This is a genomic window from Streptomyces lomondensis (genome assembly GCF_014651035.1).
Taxonomy (GTDB): Bacteria; Actinomycetota; Actinomycetes; order Streptomycetales; family Streptomycetaceae; genus Streptomyces; species Streptomyces lomondensis.
In genome coordinates, this window is the sequence record NZ_BMWC01000004.1 from 293,401 (window position 1) to 310,801 (window position 17,401).

At 72.6% G+C, this 17,401-nt stretch carries 18 protein-coding genes and 2 pseudogenes; 12 read left to right on the forward strand and 8 right to left on the reverse strand.

Going from position 1 to position 17,401, the window contains the following annotated elements; all coding sequences use genetic code 11:
• Window positions 1-5: 5 nt before the first annotated feature.
• Window positions 6-767 (reverse strand): hypothetical protein, encoded by a 762-nt coding sequence (locus IE255_RS16470; protein WP_229906438.1) that lies wholly within the window; start codon window positions 765-767, stop codon window positions 6-8.
• Window positions 768-934: 167 nt separating this feature from the next.
• Here IE255_RS16470 and IE255_RS16475 point away from each other — a divergent pair, with 167 nt between their 5' ends.
• The 3 genes from IE255_RS16475 (at window position 935) to IE255_RS16485 (ending at window position 4,052) form a co-directional block, all read left to right on the forward strand.
• Window positions 935-1,798: an LLM class flavin-dependent oxidoreductase gene (locus IE255_RS16475; RefSeq protein ID WP_190051011.1), complete on the forward strand. Its 864-nt coding sequence runs from the start codon at window positions 935-937 to the stop codon at window positions 1,796-1,798.
• 132 nt (window positions 1,799-1,930) lie between these two features.
• Complete coding sequence (locus IE255_RS16480) at window positions 1,931-2,926, forward strand: LacI family DNA-binding transcriptional regulator (RefSeq protein WP_229906439.1); 996 nt, start codon at window positions 1,931-1,933, stop codon at window positions 2,924-2,926.
• Between the two features lie 154 nt (window positions 2,927-3,080).
• The gene (locus IE255_RS16485; RefSeq protein WP_190051013.1) at window positions 3,081-4,052 is read left to right on the forward strand and encodes an aldo/keto reductase; all 972 of its coding nucleotides are present in this window, start codon (window positions 3,081-3,083) and stop codon (window positions 4,050-4,052) included.
• On the opposite strand, the gene IE255_RS16490 is transcribed toward IE255_RS16485, so the two are convergent.
• The 3 genes from IE255_RS16490 to IE255_RS16500 all read right to left on the reverse strand — a co-directional run bounded on the left by IE255_RS16490 (window position 4,043) and on the right by IE255_RS16500 (window position 5,238).
• A complete protein-coding gene (locus IE255_RS16490) occupies window positions 4,043-4,219 on the reverse strand; it encodes a beta-xylosidase family glycoside hydrolase (RefSeq protein WP_190051014.1) in 177 nt (58 codons plus the stop codon). The two genes, IE255_RS16485 and IE255_RS16490, sit on opposite strands and share 10 nt — an antisense overlap.
• A 226-nt stretch (window positions 4,220-4,445) precedes the next feature.
• A complete protein-coding gene (locus IE255_RS16495) occupies window positions 4,446-4,793 on the reverse strand; it encodes a hypothetical protein (protein ID WP_190051015.1) in 348 nt (115 codons plus the stop codon).
• 64 nt (window positions 4,794-4,857) lie between these two features.
• Window positions 4,858-5,238: a hypothetical protein gene (locus IE255_RS16500; RefSeq protein ID WP_190051016.1), complete on the reverse strand. Its 381-nt coding sequence runs from the start codon at window positions 5,236-5,238 to the stop codon at window positions 4,858-4,860.
• A 162-nt stretch (window positions 5,239-5,400) separates the two neighbouring features.
• Between IE255_RS16500 and IE255_RS16505 the strand changes: the two genes are divergently transcribed.
• The 4 genes and pseudogenes from IE255_RS16505 to IE255_RS16520 form a co-directional block, all read left to right on the forward strand.
• Complete coding sequence (locus IE255_RS16505) at window positions 5,401-6,849, forward strand: GH1 family beta-glucosidase (RefSeq protein ID WP_190051017.1); 1,449 nt, start codon at window positions 5,401-5,403, stop codon at window positions 6,847-6,849.
• Window positions 6,850-6,876: 27 nt separating this feature from the next.
• A complete protein-coding gene (locus IE255_RS16510; RefSeq protein WP_190051018.1) occupies window positions 6,877-7,347 on the forward strand; it encodes a MarR family winged helix-turn-helix transcriptional regulator in 471 nt (156 codons plus the stop codon).
• A gap of 252 nt (window positions 7,348-7,599) precedes the next feature.
• Window positions 7,600-8,218, forward strand: a pseudogene (locus tag IE255_RS16515) (MFS transporter); the annotation flags it as partial.
• A gap of 8 nt (window positions 8,219-8,226) precedes the next feature.
• Window positions 8,227-8,433: pseudogene (locus tag IE255_RS16520) on the forward strand (SDR family oxidoreductase); the annotation flags it as partial.
• Between the two features lie 24 nt (window positions 8,434-8,457).
• On the opposite strand, the gene IE255_RS16525 reads toward IE255_RS16520, so the two are convergent.
• Window positions 8,458-8,673: a hypothetical protein gene (locus IE255_RS16525; RefSeq protein WP_190051019.1), complete on the reverse strand. Its 216-nt coding sequence runs from the start codon at window positions 8,671-8,673 to the stop codon at window positions 8,458-8,460.
• Between the two features lie 203 nt (window positions 8,674-8,876).
• On the reverse strand, window positions 8,877-9,794 hold the full coding sequence (locus IE255_RS16530) for an EamA family transporter (protein ID WP_190051020.1): 918 nt from the start codon (window positions 9,792-9,794) through the stop codon (window positions 8,877-8,879).
• A 68-nt stretch (window positions 9,795-9,862) separates the two neighbouring features.
• Here IE255_RS16530 and IE255_RS16535 point away from each other — a divergent pair, with 68 nt between their 5' ends.
• Both IE255_RS16535 and IE255_RS16540 read left to right on the forward strand, forming a co-directional pair.
• Complete coding sequence (locus IE255_RS16535) at window positions 9,863-10,717, forward strand: LysR family transcriptional regulator (RefSeq protein WP_190051021.1); 855 nt, start codon at window positions 9,863-9,865, stop codon at window positions 10,715-10,717.
• Window positions 10,718-10,865: 148 nt separating this feature from the next.
• Window positions 10,866-12,158, forward strand: a complete 1,293-nt coding sequence (locus tag IE255_RS16540; protein WP_190051022.1) for a phosphatase PAP2 family protein — start codon at window positions 10,866-10,868, stop codon at window positions 12,156-12,158.
• A gap of 71 nt (window positions 12,159-12,229) precedes the next feature.
• Here the strand turns inward: IE255_RS16540 and IE255_RS16545 are convergent, their stop codons facing one another.
• Window positions 12,230-14,119: an ATP-binding cassette domain-containing protein gene (locus IE255_RS16545; protein WP_190051023.1), complete on the reverse strand. Its 1,890-nt coding sequence runs from the start codon at window positions 14,117-14,119 to the stop codon at window positions 12,230-12,232.
• 306 nt (window positions 14,120-14,425) lie between these two features.
• Between IE255_RS16545 and IE255_RS16550 the strand changes: the two genes are divergently transcribed.
• Together IE255_RS16550 and IE255_RS16555 are read left to right on the forward strand one after the other, a co-directional pair.
• The gene (locus IE255_RS16550) at window positions 14,426-15,394 is read left to right on the forward strand and encodes a Rieske (2Fe-2S) protein (protein WP_372487556.1); all 969 of its coding nucleotides are present in this window, start codon (window positions 14,426-14,428) and stop codon (window positions 15,392-15,394) included.
• Window positions 15,372-15,968, forward strand: coding sequence for a DUF1360 domain-containing protein (locus IE255_RS16555; protein ID WP_190051025.1), 597 nt, complete (start codon window positions 15,372-15,374; stop codon window positions 15,966-15,968). The genes IE255_RS16550 and IE255_RS16555 overlap by 23 nt, the downstream gene beginning before the upstream one ends.
• Before the next feature lie 20 nt (window positions 15,969-15,988).
• Here the strand turns inward: IE255_RS16555 and IE255_RS16560 are convergent, their stop codons facing one another.
• Window positions 15,989-16,399 (reverse strand): hypothetical protein, encoded by a 411-nt coding sequence (locus IE255_RS16560; protein WP_190051026.1) that lies wholly within the window; start codon window positions 16,397-16,399, stop codon window positions 15,989-15,991.
• A gap of 135 nt (window positions 16,400-16,534) precedes the next feature.
• On the opposite strand from IE255_RS16560, the gene IE255_RS16565 reads away from it, so the two are divergent.
• Window positions 16,535-17,218 carry a YqjF family protein gene (locus IE255_RS16565; RefSeq protein ID WP_190051027.1) on the forward strand — a complete coding sequence of 228 codons (684 nt, stop codon included), beginning with the start codon at window positions 16,535-16,537 and terminating at the stop codon, window positions 17,216-17,218.
• The last annotated feature ends 183 nt before the right edge of the window (window positions 17,219-17,401 follow it).

Below are 17,401 nucleotides of genomic sequence, written 5' to 3' on the forward strand. Positions count from 1 at the left end.
GCGCCTCAGGTGGCCTGCGGCTCAGGTGCCTGAGGGGTGGCCGGGGCCTCGTCCGTCAGCTCGCCGCGGAGGGCGGCGAGGGTGAAGGCCGTCATGGACGCCAGGCCGAGCAGCGCGAGCGGCCCCCAGATCGCCGGGATCGCCCAGAGCGGCCAGTCGTTCGCCGCCTGGGCCCAGAGCGCCAGGATCGCCGTGCCGCCCAGGGCGACGCCGTGCCACCGCACCACGGTCGCCGCCGCCGCGCGCCGCCGGTCGCCCCGCGCCAGGACCGACCAGACCCATCCCACGAGGGCCGGCAGGCCGAACGAGAGACACGCGAGCGCGCCGCCCAGCCGGTCCGCGGGCCACTCCTGGGGACCGACGGACGTCGGCTGGCTCCGCCCCTCGGCGTCCCGCACCTCGACGACCCGCCCGCGCCAGACCAGACCGACGACCTTCTCGCCCGGCGCCATCTCGGACAGGACGGGATCGGTGTTCCGGAACGTCACGTGCCACGGCTCGCCGGACGGCAGCGTGAGCTCCGCCTCCGGCGTCTCGTACCGATCATTGCGGTGCATGTCGGCGGTCCGCACGGTGAAGTCCTGCTCCCACACGCACGCGGACGCCCTCACCGGAGCGGAGGCACAGGCCGGCGCGGCCCGGAACTCCCGCTCCCGCTCCAGCGCCCCCCGCACCTGGAGGGCCGACACCACGCCCACCACGAGCGTCGCGACAGCGAACAGCAGCCACATGACGGACCGCAGCGTCCTGTTCGTCGACGACCCCACCGTGCCTCATCCCTCTCAGCCGAACCAGGCGGACGGCCCGCCTCACCACGTCGGGCCGGCGACCTCCGACCGGCAGAGTGTGCCAGTGACCTGCGCGGTCGTCGAGCGGGGGGCAGGAACAAGCTCTGGGGGTACACCGAGTAGCGCCGATCGCGCATGCTGCCGGTATGCGCTTCTCCGTCAACATCCCCAACTTCGGTGACTTCGCCGACCCCCGCAACGTCGCGACCGTGGCGGCCGCCGCCGAGCAGGCCGGCTGGGACGGGCTCTTCGTCTGGGACCACGTACTGCACCGGGAGCACCAAGGGCGTCCCTTCGCAGACCCCTGGATGCTGCTGACCGCTGCCGCGCTGGCGACCTCACGGATCCGGCTGGGCACCTTGCTGACGCCGGTTCCCCGCTACCGCCCACAGCAACTCGCCCGCCAGGTGGCCACGCTGGACGGGCTCAGCGGCGGCCGGGTGGTCTTCGCCGCCGGTCTGGGCGGTCCCGTCGAGGACGAGTACCGCAGCTTCGGCGACACCGCCGGGCCACGCGTCCTGGCCGAGCGGCTGGACGAGGGACTGGAGCTGCTGAGCCGCTTCTGGTCCGGCGAGCCGGTGCACCACCACGGCCCTCACTACGAGGTCCGGGACGTGACGCTGCTGCCCGCGACCGTGCAGCGGCCTGGTCCGCCGGTGTGGATCGGCGGGTTCTGGCCGCGGCGTCCGCCCATGCGGCGGGCGGCGCGCTGGGACGGCGCGGTGCCCCTGTTCGAGACGGCCCGGCACGGGCATGCGCCCGACCCGGCCGAGGTCCGGGAACTGGTCGCCTATGTGCGCAAGCACCGTACGGCCGGGGCCGAGCGCCCCTTCGAGTTCGTGCTCGGCGGGGCCACGCCCACGGACGCGGCCAGGGCCAAGGACGTGATCGGTCCGCTGCACGACGCCGGCGCCACCTGGTGGGACGAGCGGCAGCTCCAGACCGGCCCCGACCTGGACCGCCTGGCCCCGGTGCTGCGCCGCGTGGAGGCGGGCCCGCCGGTCCTCTAGCCGGCCGCTCGGCGTCCGGCACCCTCCAGAGGCCTGGGACAGTATCGGCGCAAGAGGCAGGGCCGCGTGCGGGGGTCGAGGCAGAGGACGAGTGGGATGAACCGGCCACCAGGAATCCGGCCACCAGGAATGATGGACGTGGCACGCGAGGCCGGGGTCTCGCACATCACCGTCTCCTGGGTCATCAACGATCACCCGTCGGTACGGCCGGAGACCCGGGCCCGCGTCGAGGCCGCGATCAGGAAGCTGGGCTATCGCCGCAACAGCGTGGCCAGGGCCCTCAAGAGCCGCCGTTCCTCGACGATCGGCGTGGTGATCGCCGGGTCGGACCTGTTCGAACTGCCCCGCATCCTGCTGGGCGTGGAGACGGCCGCCAAGCAGGCCGGCTACTGGGTGAGCCTGGCGGGCCGGCAGGGCGAGAGCACCACCGCCGACCTCGTGGAGACACTGCAGCGGCTCACCGACCAGTCGGTGGAGGCCATCGCGGTCGTCACCGACCGGCCCGTCGCCGTGGAGGCGCTGTCCGGCCTCGACTTCGGCGTGCCGGTCGCCGTGGTGATGTCCGGCAGCGAGCCCCACCCCGGCCTGTGCTTCGTCGAGGTCGATCAGGAACTCGGCGCCCGGCTGGCCGTGCGCCACCTGCTCGACCTCGGGCACCGGCGCATCGCCCATCTGACGGGCGCCCTGCGCGCCTTCGACGCCCGGGCCCGCGTCGAGGGCTGGCAGGCCGAACTCGCCGCCGCCGGAGCGGAAGGGGCCCTGCTGGAAGGGGACTTCAGCGCGGAGAGCGGATTCCGCCTGGCCCACCGGCTCGGCACGGACGGCTCCGGCCTGCCCACCGCGGTCCTCGCGGGGAACGACCAGATGGCGATGGGGGTCCTGGCGGCGTTCGCGGAGCGGGGCGTGCGGGTGCCGCAGGACGTGTCGCTCGTCGGGTTCGACGACATGAAGGGCGCCGGATACCTCGTGCCCGCCCTGACCACGGTCCGGCAGGACTTCGCCCACCTCGGCAGGAGCGCCATCGAGCTGCTGGTGCGGATGCTCGGCGGGGAGCGGGCGCGACGCCGGAAACTCACGCCGGAACTCGTCGTACGGCGCAGCACCGCCGTGCCTCGCGCGGATTCCTGAAGCGCGCCGCCGCTGCGAAAGTTTCGCTCTCCTGGCGTGCTGTCGCCCGGGTGCCCCCGTCGGTAGCGTCGTGCGGACATGTGTGCTGCCGGCCGGCGGCACAGGGAAGCGGCCCTCGCCAGGGGGCGTCTCACCCGAGGAGCACGAACAGCACATGCGTTATCGGGAACTCGGCCGCACCGGACTGACCGTGTCCGAGATCGGCTACGGGGCCTGGGGCCTCGGCCAGGGGGCCTGGGTCGGCGCCGACGACGACTCCGGCGTACGCGCCCTGCACCGGGCCGTCGACCTGGGCGTCACCTTCATCGACACCGCCAGGGCGTACGACCGCAGCGAGCGCGTCGTCGGCCGTGCCCTCAAGGCGCTCCCGGGCGGCGGGGACGGCATCCACGTGGCGACGAAGGTCGGGCCGAAGGTGCCGGTCTCGCTGTCGCCCAGCGGACTCGACCCCATGGCGGCGTTCCCCGGCTCGCACCTGCGCGAGAGCCTGGAGACCAGCCTGCGCGAACTGGGCCGCGACCACGTCGACCTCCTCCAGCTGCACACCTGGGAGGACGAGTGGACCGGCCGCGGCGACTGGCTGGAGACGGTGGACGCCCTCAAACAGGAGGGCAAGATCAGGTTCTTCGGGATCTCGGTCAAGGACCACCAGCCGGAGAACGTGCTCGCGGTGCTGCGCACCGGAGTCCTGGACGCGGTCCAGGTCATCTACAACATCTTCGAGCAGGCCCCGGCCGACGCCCTGCTGCCGGCCTGCGAGGAGCACGGCGTCGGGGTGATCGGCCGGGTCGCGCTCGACGAGGGCGCCCTCACGGGGGCGATCCGCACGGGCGTCACCTTCCCCGAGGGCGACTGGCGCAACTGGTACTTCAGGGACGACCGGCCGGCCCAGGTCGAGAAGCGCGTGGCCGCGATCCTCGCCGACCTGGGGACCGGCATCGAGGAACTCCCGTCCCTCGCCCTGCGGTTCGCGCTCGCCGGGCAGGCGGTGTCCACGGTCATCGTCGGGATGCGCTCCCTGGCGAACGTGGAACGCAACGCGGCGATCGCCGACGCACCGCCGCTCACCGGCCACGAGCTCTCGCTCCTGGCCGGGCACCGCTGGGCGAAGAACTTCTACGGCTGACCCGCTGCCGAACCGGCGCGCCCCGGGGCGTACTCGAACCAGTCCACGTGCGCCTCGGCCGCGCCGGTCCCGGCATCGCCGGTGCCGTACAGACCGAGGTGGACGCCGACGAACCCGCCGGCCCGTTCCGTGCTGAAGAAGGACCGCTCGATGCTGCCCGGGGTCACGGGCCCGGCCGGCCCCCAGGCGCACCACGGTCATCGTCACGCACCACGTCGCCCTCGCGGCCCGGGCCGACCTGATCGTCGTGATGCGCGCCGGACGGATCGTCGAGCAGGGCCGCCAGGAAGAGTTGCTCAGCGCCCGCGGAACCTACGCCACGCTGTGGTGCCGAGGCCGGCCACCAACGGACGCGGCACCGGCCACGTCCCGCGAAGCTTGACGTGGCCGACGTCAGCAGGATGGGCTGGAGTCGATCCGGATCTCCCGCAGCGTCTGGACGTGGTCCCCTGCCCAGCCGTTCGGTCCGATACAGGCCGATCCCCACCAGTGCCCGTGAGGTTCGGAGGGAAGCGAGTAGTAGATGTGCACCGTGTCGCCGTTTCGGGTGTTGAAGACGCTGAAGCCGGTGATCGGAGGGACGAGGCTCTGCGTCGAACTCGTGACGACCCGGAACTTGGCGACGATGGAGCCTCTGAGATCAGGCTCGTCGTAGACACAGGCGTACGGATACGGACAGCCGTGGGCGCTGTCGGCGCGCACAGGTGACGCGACGGCCACCGTGGCGAGTAAGGCTGACACGGCGGAGAGAACTTTCAGCCGTGTCATGCGAACCGCAGGGCCGGGACCGAGCTTCTCTTCCGCTTCAGTAGGTGGGTACCCACACGTCGTACGTCTCGTCATACTCTCTCCCCCCGCCCTGCCCGCCGGGCACGATCTCCCAGATGATCTCGCCGCGGCAGGGACCAATCTTCCGCAAGATGACCTGCACCGTGCGGTCGGTGTGGTTCACGATGTCCCAATCCGGCCAGTACCTGGGATTCTTGTTGATGCGTTGGATGCAGCCGCTGGGATCGAGATGCCAGACGCCGTTGACATGCAGCACCCCGGTAGCGGCGTGGGCCGAGGTGGGGGTTGTGATGACCAGGATGAGGGAAGCGGCGAAGGAGCCGACTCTGGCAGCCAGACGGAGCGTGTTCTTCCTCCAAGCTCTGGTGCTGAGGCCGCTCTTCGTCATGTGACTCATGCATCCAGTCTGACCATGGACAGCCGGGGCCCCAATCGCCCGTTCAGGTGATGCGGCAGGGCTGCGCGGAAGTCGACCACGAGAACGCCTTGGTACCGACGGTGCCCGTATGCTCCACGCGTGGCAGCCCGGTCCGTAACGACTCACAGAGAGAAACGGTGCATGCCGAAAGCCTGGAAGGAACCCGCCGAGCCCATGGCCTTCCCCGCGCACTTCCTCCTCGGTTCCGCGACCGCCGCCTACCAGATCGAGGGCGCCGCCACCGAAGACGGCCGCGGTCCCTCCATCTGGGACACGTTCTCCCACACCCCGGGCAGGACCTGGAACGGGGACACCGGGGACGTCGCCGCCGACCACTACCACCGCCTCGAGGAAGACCTCGACCTCATGGCGTCCCTGGGCCTGCGGGCCTACCGGTTCTCGATCGCCTGGCCGCGCGTCCAGCCCACCGGCCGGGGCGAGCCCAACCCCAAGGGCCTGGACTTCTACGGCCGCCTGGTCGACGGCCTTCTCGACCGGGGCATCACCCCCGTGGCCACCCTCTACCACTGGGACCTGCCCCAGGCCCTCGAGGACGAGGGCGGCTGGACGAACCGCGCCACCGCCTTCGCCTTCGCCGACTACGCCCGTGTCGTCGGCGAGGCCCTCGGCGACCGCGTCCCCGTCTGGACCACCCTCAACGAACCGTGGTGCTCCGCCTACCTCGGCTACGGCTCCGGCGCCCATGCCCCCGGCCGCACCGACGGCGCCGCGGCGCTGACGGCGGTGCACCACCTCAACCTCGCCCACGGCCTCGCGGTCCAGCAGCTCAGGGCGGTCGCCACCAACAACCCGCAGTGCTCCGTCACCCTCAACTTCCATGTCCTCAGGGGCAGCGGCGACGGCGCCGAGGAAGCCGTACGCCGTATCGACGCGCTGGCCAACCGCGCCTTCACCGAGCCCCTGCTGCGCGGCCACTACCCGCAGGACCTCATCGAGGACACCGCCGCCGTCACCGACTGGGCGTTCGTCGAGGACGGCGACCTGGCGCGGATCCACCAGCCCCTGGACCTGCTCGGCGTCAACTACTACGCCACCACCGCCGTCCGCCTCTGGGACGGCACGACCCCGCGCCAGAACCACGACGGCCACAAGGACGTGGGCGGCTCGCCCTGGCCCGGCTCGCCCCACGTCGAGTTCCTCGCACAGCCCGGCCCGCACACCGCCATGGGCTGGAACATCGACCCCGACGGGCTCGAAGAACTCCTCCTGGACCTGCACCGGCGGTTCCCGGACCAGCCCCTGGTCATCACCGAGAACGGCGCGGCCTTCGAGGACCACCTCTCCGTCCGCCCCGACGGCACCCGTGCCGTCCACGACCCCGAGCGCGTCGACTACCTCCGCCGCCACCTCCTCGCCGCCCACCGGGCACTCGCCGCCGGCGTCGACCTGCGCGGGTACTTCGTGTGGTCGCTGCTGGACAACTTCGAATGGGGCTACGGGTACTCCAAGCGCTTCGGCATCGTCCACGTCGACTACGAGACGCAGCGCCGCACGCTCAAGGACAGCGCGCTGTGGTACCGGGAGCTGGCGAGGACGGGCAGCATCCCGCCGTCGGCGACAGTTGGGTGAAGCATCAACTATGTTTACACTGTCTCCATGGCGGAGACAGTGCGATGGCTGACGCCGGAGGAGCAGCGCGCGTGGCGGGGCTTCATCCGGCTGCATGAGCGGCTCGGGGGGCGTCTGGGGCGCTTGCTCCAGTCCGAGTCGAAGGTCTCGCCTGCGGACTTCGCGGTGCTGGTCCATCTGACGGACGCCCCGGACGGACGGCAGCGGTACCAGGATCTGGCCCGGGCCCTGGAGTGGGAGAAGAGCCGGATGTCCCACCACATCGCGCGGATGGCCGGGCGGGGCATGGTGGTGCGGGAGGAGTGCCCGGAGGACGGGCGCGGCGCGTTCGTCGTCATCACGGACGCCGGGCGCAAGGCGATCGAGGCCGCCGCGCCCCGCCATGTCGAGGCCGTGCGCGCACTGTTCATGGACCATGTCACCCCGGCCGAGCTGCGCGTGCTGGCCGAGATCTCCGAACGAGTCATCAGCAGGATGGACGAGGACCCGGCCGGCTGACCCACGACGCCCACGGATGACCTGGAACCGAGCGCTGCTCCTCGCCGCCCGGTGCCCGCACGGCCGTGCGACGGGCCGTGCTCATCCAGGGCGTGGATGACGCGGATACCGGATGCGGATCGTACGGAGGTGGCGGCGGGCCCCCGGGCGCCTCATGGTCGCGCCTGCACGCACCCCGCCGCCCGGATCCGCCGCCGGCGTGCGGGCTTCCCCCAGCGCTCAGCATGCCGTGCGCCGCCACCTGGAGTCGTCATACCCGGTTCCGTGTCCCTGCCTCCGGCCGAGGCCGAGGAGACCGCCCCGCCGCCCGTCGCCGTGTCGGGCCCGGCTCCTGTGCCGCGCGTCGCCCTGCTGATGGCGGCCAGCTGCCTGCCGATCCTCGGGGCGGTGCTGATCGCACCGGTGCCGCCGGAGATGCAGGACCACTTCGCGTCGACACCCGGCGCCAAGGCGCTCGTCCCGCTGGCCCTCACGGTTCCGGCGCTGGCACTGGCGCTCCTGGCCCCGTTCGCGGGGTGCTCGTGGACCGGCTGGGCTGTAAGCGCCTGCTGGTCGTGGCGACGGTCCTGTACGCCGTGTTCGGACGGCCCCGCTGTGGCTGGACTCCCTGGGGGCCGTCATCGCCGGCCGTGCCCTGGTCGGGGTCGCCGAGGCCGCCGTCATGACCGGCTGCACGACACTGACCGGCGACTACTACGACGGACGGCGGCGGGTGAGGTACCTGGCCCTGCAGACCATGTGCGCCTCCGCGTCCGCGACCGTCTTCTTCGTGCTCGGTGGTCCCGTCGGTGCGGCCGGCTGGCGCGCGCCCTTCTGGATCTACGCCGTGAGCCTGCTGCTCGCGCCGGTGACGGCCGCCATGCTGCCCCGGGCCGGAATGACATGACCTCGTCCGCCCCGTCGGCCTTCCGCGAGGCGAACGTCCGAGAGACGCCGCTCGGCCGTACCGGCACGGTGGACGAGGTCACGCCGCTGGTGGCCTTCCTCCTCTCGGATGAGGCGTCCTTCGTCACGGGTGCCGAGATCCCCGTGGACGGCGGCCTCACCGCGCACGGCGGCGCCAAGTCGGTCTCGGACGCCCTGCGCCGGTACGCCGGAACGGGCCTCGGCCTACACCACAGGCTGTTCAGTGGTGGCGGAACCGGGGCTGAAGATCCGCTCAGCGATGGTGCCGGGCTGGAGGGCGTGGTTGCCGAGGAAGCCGGCGACGCGGGCGACGGCGGCCTCCCGGGCCGCGGCGGTGCCGCCGCCGCGGGGCCCGACGAGCTCCCGGAAGCCGGCGGCTTCCGGCGCGCACAGCAGACGCACCACCAGGCCGGCGTCCACCCCGGGAACGCCGGGCCGCGACGGCGGCTTCGAACGCCGTCGTCAGCGCCGTACGGTCGAGGCCGTCGAGCAGGTGTCCGGCCTCCCGGGGCCCGTAGGCGACCTGCAGGAGCCGCCGTACGTGGTCCGGGGCGGCGAACTCCGCGTCCGCGGACGCCCGTACAGCGCCGAACGGGGCGTAGCCCAGGCGACGCTCCTGCACGTCAGCCGCGCCGCACGAGGATGCTCAGCGAGTTGGCCAGGACGATGGCCCCGATGCTCGCCCACTCGGTCCGGCCCAGGTTCTGGCCCAGGCCGATCCAGCCCACCAGGGCGGCGAGCACGGGGTTGACGCTCATGAAGAGCCCGAACGCCTGGGCCGGCACGGTGCGCAGGGTGAACAGGTCCGCCAGGTACGGCACGGCGGAGGACAGGACACCCGCGGCGACGGCGCAGCCGACGGCCTCGGCGGTCGGCGGCTGCCGCAGCACGAGGACGACACCGACCGGCAGGAACATCAGCGCGGACAGTCCGGCCGCCGCCGCGGAGCCCTGGGCGCCCGGGACGCGCTGCCCGACCGTGCGGTTGAGCAGGATGTACGACGCCCAGCACACGGCGGCCAGCAGCCCCAGGCCCATCCCCAGGTAGTCGGTGGACGGCTGCGGGCGCATCAGGACGACGACGCCCGCCGCCGCGATCACCGCGCAGCACGCGTCCACGCGGCGCCGCGCGGCGGCCAGGGCGATGGTGAGCGGCCCGAGGAACTCCAGCGTCACCGCCAGGCCCAGGCCGATGCGGTCGATGGCGCTGTACAGGGACAGGTTCATGGTCCCGAACACCACGGCCAGCGCCAGCACCGGCTGCCACTGCCGCCAGGTGAAGGACCGCAGTTGCGGCCTGCCGACGGCGAGGAGGACGACCGCCGCGACGTACTGGCGGGCCGCGACGACACCGGCCGGACCGAGCACGGGGAAGGCGAGCGAGCCGATCGCGGCACCGGTCTGGTTGGACAGGCCGCTGCCCGCCATGGTGAGCACGCCGATGAGACGGCGCCGGCCCGGCTCCGGGTCCGCACGCGTCACGGGGTGTGCGGGCTCCGCGGGACGGGCGGAGGGCTTGGCGGGTGCGGAAGCGGCTCGCATGCGCCGATCGTGCGGCGGAGCGGGCCTTGCGCATAATGCGTTCGCCGACGCATCTATACGCTGACGTCATGGATGTGGAGCTTCGTCAGCTGCGCTGTCTCGTCGCGATCGTCGACGAGGGCACCTTCACCGACGCGGCCATCGCGCTCGGGGTCTCCCAGGCGGCGGTCTCCCGCACCCTCGCGTCGCTCGAACGGGCCCTGGGGGTACGGCTGTTGCGCCGCACATCCCGCGAGGTCACCCCGACCTCGACCGGGCTGCGGGTGGTGGCGCAGGCCCGCCGGGTGCTCGGGGAGGCGGCGGATCTGGTCCGGGAGGCCACCTCGGGCCGCACCAGCCTGCGCATCGGCTACGCCTGGTCGGCGCTGGGCCGCCACACCCCGGTCTTCCAGCGCCGCTGGGCCCAGAGCCGTCCCGGGACGGAGTTGCACCTGGTCCGCGTCAACTCGGCCACCGCCGGCCTGGCCGAGGGTGTGAGCGAACTGGCGGTGGTGCGCAGGCCGTTGGAGGACCGGCGGTTCGACTCGGCCATCGTGGGGCTGGAGCGGCGCGTCGTCGCCCTGGCCGCCGACGACCCCCTGGCCGGGCGCCGCTCGGTGCGGCTGGCCGACCTCAGCGGCCGGACCCTGCTGATCGACAAGCGGACCGGAAGCACCACACCGGATCTGTGGCCGCCCGACTCCCGCCCGGCGACGGAGGAGACGCACGACGTCGACGACTGGCTCACGGTGATCGCCACGGGCCTCTGCGTCGGCGTGACCGCGGAGGCCACCGCACACCAGTACCGGAGGGCCGGGATCGTCTACCGCCCGGTGCGCGACGCCGAACCGATCGCCGTACGCCTCGCCTGGTGGCGGGACGACCCGCACCCCGCAGCCCAGCCGGCGATCGAACTGCTCACCTCCCTCTATCGCAACGGCTGACGCCGACAGGGCCCTGCGCACGCCGATTCCGCAACAGCCGAAATTCGCGCGTTCCACTCCGATAACATGCTCGAACTAATGATCAAATCGGTAACCCAACAAATCGGCTGAAAACTTGATATCTAAATCATCGCGCATAAGATGCAGAATGCTGTGGGGCGCGGCAGGAATCGTGACCCTCGGATTCCTCGTCGCGCTGGAGATCACCGCCCGCCACTACGGCCTGCCGGGGCCGATGGTCAGCCAGGCGCGAGAGGTGGTGTTCGCCCCCAAGTCGGGCTTTCTGCTGTACGCCAGCATGGCGCTCACGATGGTGGTGCTCACCTGGCGGCAACGCCGCATCGCGATTGCCGCCGCCCTCGGCATCGACGCGGTGTTCCTGCTGGTGCGGTGGGCGGTCGGGGCCGATCTGACCGAGGGTCACCCCTTCGGCAACGGCGCTCTGTGGGTCATCCTGGGCATCGCGGTCATCGCCGTCACACGCCGCACCGGCCCCGAACGCCTCCTGCTGCTGAAGGGCGTCGGACTGGGGCTGCTGCTGGTGACCGGCCGCAAGACCGGCGACACCTGGCTGCTCATCACGTCGGAGACCCGCCGGACGGTGCTCGACCAGTACCTGGCGAACGCCGATCACGCACTGGGCAACCCGTCGTGGCTGGTGGGGCGGATGGTCACCGCGACCGGCCCGGTCGGCGCACGTCTCCTCGACTACGTCTACGCCCAGCTCGCGGTGGCCGCGGTCGTCGTCGCGCTGTACCAGATGCGGAAGGTGGCGGTCGAGCGCCGCTTCCCGAGCCATCACCTCGTGCGCACCTTCCTGGTGATCGGCCTCCTCGGGCCGGCCATCTACATGATCTTCCCGGTGGTCGGGCCGATCTTCGCCTTCGGCGCCGACGGCGGGCACTGGGCGGTGGCCAACCTCTGGCCGGACACGCCGCCGCCGGTCACCACCCCGCACGCGATGCCGTTCGACGAGATCACCCCCCGCAACTGCATGCCCAGCCTGCACACGGCCTGGGCCACCGCGATCTTCATCCACTCCCGCAAGGGCCCACGCGCCCTTCGGTACGCCGGCACGTTCTGGCTGATCGCCACCCTCACCGCGACACTGGGCTTCGGCTACCACTACGGCGTGGATCTCGTCGCCGGCGTGGTGTTCGCGTACACCATCGAGGCGGCACTGCGCTCGCTCGACCGCGGCTGGGACCGGTCGGGGATCCTGCTGGTCGCCTACGGCACGACGGTCTTCGCGGCGCTCCTGCTCTCCTATCGCTATGCGCCGGTGGAGATGGCCACCTATCCGTGGGTGTGCGGACCGCTTCTCATCCTGGCGATGGCGTCGGTGGTCTACGGCTATGTACGGACCACCGAACGGTGGGAACCGACGGCCGTGCCGGCGCAGCGATCGCCGTCGCAGGCCGATCTGACCGCCGTCCCGTAGACGGCTCCCGCAGCGGGGCGCCTGACCCGTATCCCGCCTCAGGCGCCCCTGGCGTGCCGCGCCGGTGCGGGTTACCGGTCCTTGGCCAGGGCGACGAGTTCGGCGAACAGGCCGCCGGCCGCGACCAGGTCCTCGTACCTACCCTGCTCGATCACCCGGCCCTCGTCCATGACGAGGATCCGGTCGGCGAGGCGGGTGTTCTCCAACTGGTGGGTGACGACGATCGTCATGCGCTCGGCGGCGATCCTCTTGATCTCCAGGAAGATCGCGTGCTCACCGCGTGCGTCCATCTGCGACGTCGGCTCGTCCAGGATCAGCAGCGGCGTCCGGCGGTACAGGGCCCGCCCGCACACCAGGCGCTGCCACTGCCCGCCGGAGAGTTCGGCGCCGCCCCACAACTCCTTGGCGAGCAGGGTGTCCAGCTGCCGGGGCAGCTTCTCGATCGCCTCCCGCATGCCGACGGCGTCGACGACGTCCCAGACGGGCCCGTCGTCGAAGGTCTTCGGCTGCCCGAGCGTGATGTTCTCCCGGGCGCGCAGGGGCCAGCAGGCGAAGTTCTGCGGGACGAGCGCGGTCCGCTTCCACACGGCGTCGGGGTCGGCGTGGGCCAGGTCGACGCCGTCCCACAGCACGCGCCCCTTGTCGGCCAGGAGGATGCCGGTGATGAGCTTGGCGAGGGTGGACTTGCCCGAGCCGTTCTCCCCGACGATCGCCAGGATCTCGCCCCGGCGCAAGGTGAGCGACACCCCTGAGACGGCGGGCTCCTCCTTGCCCGGGTACCGGTACACGACCTCGTCCAGGCGGATCTCGTCCACGCGTTCCGGAATGGTCGACTCGCCGCGCTGCGGGGCGCGTTCCGCGGCCAGGTCGAGGAAGGCGCGCATGTCCGCCAGGTAGAGCGAGGTGTGGAACATCGCGGCGCCGTGGATGACGAACTGGCCGAGCGCGGCGAGGGTGGTCTGCACGGCGACGACGGCGGTGGCGGCGACCGGCAGGGCGACCCGGCCGCCGGCGGCCAGCCAGGCGAGGGCGGCCCAGGTGCACAGCAGGAACACCCCGCCCAGGGCGCTGGTGGTCAGTGCGATGCGCAGCAGGCGCGGGGCCGCGGTGAGCGTGCGCTGGTCGATGCGGTCCGACAGCGCGCGGTACCAGTAGACGAGGTAGCCGGTCATGCCGTTGGCGCGGACCTCGTCGCCGAAGCGGGAGTAGGTGGCCCACCAGCGCATCATGGAGCGCACGTTGCGGTCGCCGACGTTGAGGTAGTGGGTCTCGTAGTCGACCCGCGCGGACAGGACGGCTCCGGCACCGGCCGGGAGGACGGCCAGCAGGAGCAGGGGCAGCATCAGCGGGTGCAGAGCGGTGATGACTCCGCTCGCCGCGATCATGCGGATCAGGGCGGACATGAACCGCTGGGCGTCCTGCACCATCAGCCGGGTGCGTGTGACACCGACCTCGGCGGCCTCCTGCCGGTCGGCGAAACCGTCCTCGCCGTAGGCGGAGGTCTCCACCCGGCATACGGCGGCGACCAGGGCGATGTCCGCCTCGGTCGTCAGCAGGGGGGTGATCCGGCCGTCGGCGTAGGAGGACAGGGCGCTGCTGATCCGGCCCACGGCGGCTGCCGTCGTCACCACGACCAGGGCGGGCAGGGCGCCGTGCAGGCGTTCGGGGACGGAGCCGCTGCCGAGGATGTGCGTCATGGCCTGAGCGGTGCACGCGAGGACGACGGCAGCCGCGATACCGGTCAGGAGCTGGCACGCCAGGAGCAGCACGACGCCGGTCCTGTCCACGGCCCACGCCATCCGGGCGGTGTGCCCGAGGACCGACGGCAGGCGGCGGCACATGGCGCCGAAACCGGCGTCTGCCAGCGGGTTCCTCCCATGCACCCCCTCGAAGCTCAGGGTCGCGGGCGGGGGAGGGGGTGGCGTCTTCTCGTCAGCGGTCGAGGTGTCGGTCACAGTCACCTGCGTCCCTCCTGGAGGTCCGTGCCGCGCCTGGACGGCTCGGCGGTGCCCGGCCTAACGACCCGGCACCGGAATCGAACGCGGTCGATTCCGGACGTGCTGAGCCCCTTGCCGTGCAAGGGGTCCACGGCGGCGGCTCGGTGCTCAGGCCGGTCCCGGCGACGCCGGTTTGGCCGAATCGCGGATGCGTGAAACCCCTGTGACGGATGGGTCCCGCGACGGCCGGGGATCGACAAGGCTCCCACCACGCGTGCCGCCCCCGTTTGCCGTCCCTGCTGGTGGGGGACCCGGCCGGGCATGAACGTGATGCCACGCCGCCTGCCGCGGCAGAACCGGGTCCTGTGGCTGCTGGACCGCCTGGAACGCGAGCCCAGGGCGGACGCGGTGATCGACACGCTCCGCAGGGGCGTGCGAGCCCTGCCGCTGGGGCGCGGCCGGGACGTGCTGCACGGCCGGTGGCTGGGGCATCCCGTGCACCCGCTGCTGGTGCAGGTGCCGATCGGCAGCTGGCTGTCGGCGGCGCTCCTCGACCTGCGGCCCGGCCGCTCCCGCGCGTCGCGGCTGCTGATCGGTACGGGGCTGGCCGCCGTCCCTCCCACGGCCCTGGCGGGCTGGGCCGACTGGGCGGAGCTGCACCGACCGCAGCAGCGCGTCGGGCTGGTGCACGCCCTGTCCAACACGACGGCCGTCGGCCTGTACGCCGCCTCCCTCGCCTCCCGCGTCAAGGGACGCGAGGCCGCGGGCCGGGTCTACGGCTTCCTGGGCCTGGCGGCGGTCGGGATCGGCGGCCTGCTGGGCGGCCACCTGGCCTACCGGCAGGCGTCCGGCGCCAACCACGCCGAGCAGGTCCCGTACCTCGTCACCGAGGGCTGGCACCGCATCGGAACCGTGGACGAGTTCCCGGTCGGCCGGCCGGTGCGGCGCAGTGTGGACGACGTGCCGGTGCTGGTGGTGCGCGAGCCCGGCGGCGCGATCCACGCGCTGGCCGAGCGGTGCAGCCACCTCGCGGGACCGCTCGCCGAGGGCACGGTCGCCGACGGTTGCGTCCGCTGCCCGTGGCACGGCAGTGTCTTCCGCCTCTCGGACGGCTGGAACGTACGCGGCCCCGCCACCGCGCCCCAGCCCTCCTTCGAGACCCGGATCACCGACGGCCGGGTCGAGGTGCGGCTGCGCCACCAGGACGGGGGACAGCATGCGGGAAGCGGCCGGGACCTGGCCGGGCAGGGGAGCGGAACGCGATCGGGAGCTGCTGATGGACACGACGCCCGTGGCTGACAGCCGTCCGGCACGGCGGCTGCGCGGACTCCTCCGGCGCACCGCGCGGAGCTACTCGGCCGGGCACGACCGGCCGCTGGGCGGCTACCTCGTCGCCATGGCGGGCTTCGCGGCGTACACGGCGGCCTGGACCACGGCGGTACGGCTCCGCGGGCGACCGCTGCCCGAGCGGCCCGAGCCCTGGGACGTCGTGCTGACCTCGGTGGCCACGTTCCGGCTCAGCCGGCTGCTGAGCAAGGCCTCGGTGACCAGCCCGCTGCGGGCCCCCTTCACGCGGTACGTCGGACCGCAGGGACCCGCCGAACTGCACGAGGAGGCACAGCCGCAGCAGGGCAGGCACACCGTCGGCGAACTCGCGACCTGCCCGTTCTGCATGAGCGTCTGGGTGGCCTCTGCCCTGACCGCCGGCCGGCTGCTCTGGCCCCGCGCCACCCGTACCGCCATGGGCACGCTCACCGCCCTGGCCGGGGCGGACGCGCTGCAACTGGCGTACGGCGCCCTGCTGGACAGGACGACCGGCGACCGGCCCGCCGATCCGGCGTCTCGGTCACGGCGTGCGGCGGACCGCCCGTGAACCGTGCGGCAGCCGGTCGCTCACCGTCCGCGCCTCCCCGTCTTCGCCGTGCTCCCGGCGGGGGAGCAGCGCAGCCAGGCGGTGATCCAGCCCGTCTGCATCGCGGCGTCGAGGAGATACGTCGGCCGGATCCGTCCCTTGGGCACATAGACCAGATCGACGGCCAGCAGGGTGAGGGCGGTGCCCAGGCCGATACGGCGGGCGTGTGCCGGGCCCTGCGGGCCGGCGGCCGCGGTGAGCTGGGCGAAGCCGGCGGAGGCCAGCAGTCCGCCCGTCGTCATCTGGAGCCAGACATCGGTCTTCGGGCCGAAGACCCACTCGAAACTGCGCAGGTGGACCAGCGGCCACAGCCCGCCCACGACATTGAAGGCACCGTGTGCGACGGCGACGGCGACCGCGTCCGCCGGCCCGGGAGTTCCGTTCCTGTCCAAGGCGACCTCCCCTCGTAGGACCGCCCGAGTACCCCCGGCCGACCGTCCCAACGCAGGTCAGGACCCGGCCGCGGGTTTCCGCCATCGCGTGTCGGGGACCCGCGACCTGTGGTGGCGTACGAGGCGGAGCATCGCGTGCGTCTGCCCGCCGTGCGGGCGGGCTGGCTGACCCAGACGTTCGTCCACTGGGCCTACCCGCCGGAAACGGTGCGGGCGCTGCTGCCCGACGGACTGAGCGTGGACGAGTACGACGGGGCGGCCTGGGTGGGGCTCACCCCCTTCGTCATGGCGGACGTGCGCCCGCACGGCGTCCCCGCCGCGCTGCCGGGCCTCCCGACGTTCGCCGAGACCAATCTGCGGACCTACGTCCGGCACCGGGACGGGCGGGACGGACTGTGGTTCCTGACCATCGAGGTCGCCTGCCCGCTGATGCTGGCGGCCCGCGCGATCGGCGCGCCGTACCACCAGGGCACCCTGCGTGTCTCCACGGACGGCGGCACGGTCGCGTACGGCGGTTCGAGAGGGACCGGCCGGCCCTCCTACCGCCTCGTCGTCCGCCCCGGCGCTCCGATCGAGCCGGCGGAGCGGGACGTGTGGCTGACCTCGCGCTGGCGGGCGTACACCCGCCTCGGCCTGCTCTGGGAGACGCCCGTCGAGCACGAGCCGTGGCCGCTGGCCGAAGCCAGGGCCGACGTACTGGAGGAGACACTGACCACCGCCGTCGGGCTGCCCGCGCCGGGGGGCGAGCCGGTGGTGCACTTCTCGGAGGGCGTCAGGGACGTGCGGCTCGGACCGTCCCGGCCGTGTCGGCGCGCATGACCGCCGAGGAGGAGGTTGTCCACCCCTTCGCCCGGCGGTCGCTGCCGGGCGGCGAGGAGGTCGTCGAGGACCGTCTCGCCGAGGAGCGGGCGGCCAAGGAGACCCTCGCCGCCCCGGACGGCATGGGCACCGACGACCCCGAGTTCCTGAAGGAGCGCTACGAGTTCCCGCATCTCCGCCGCA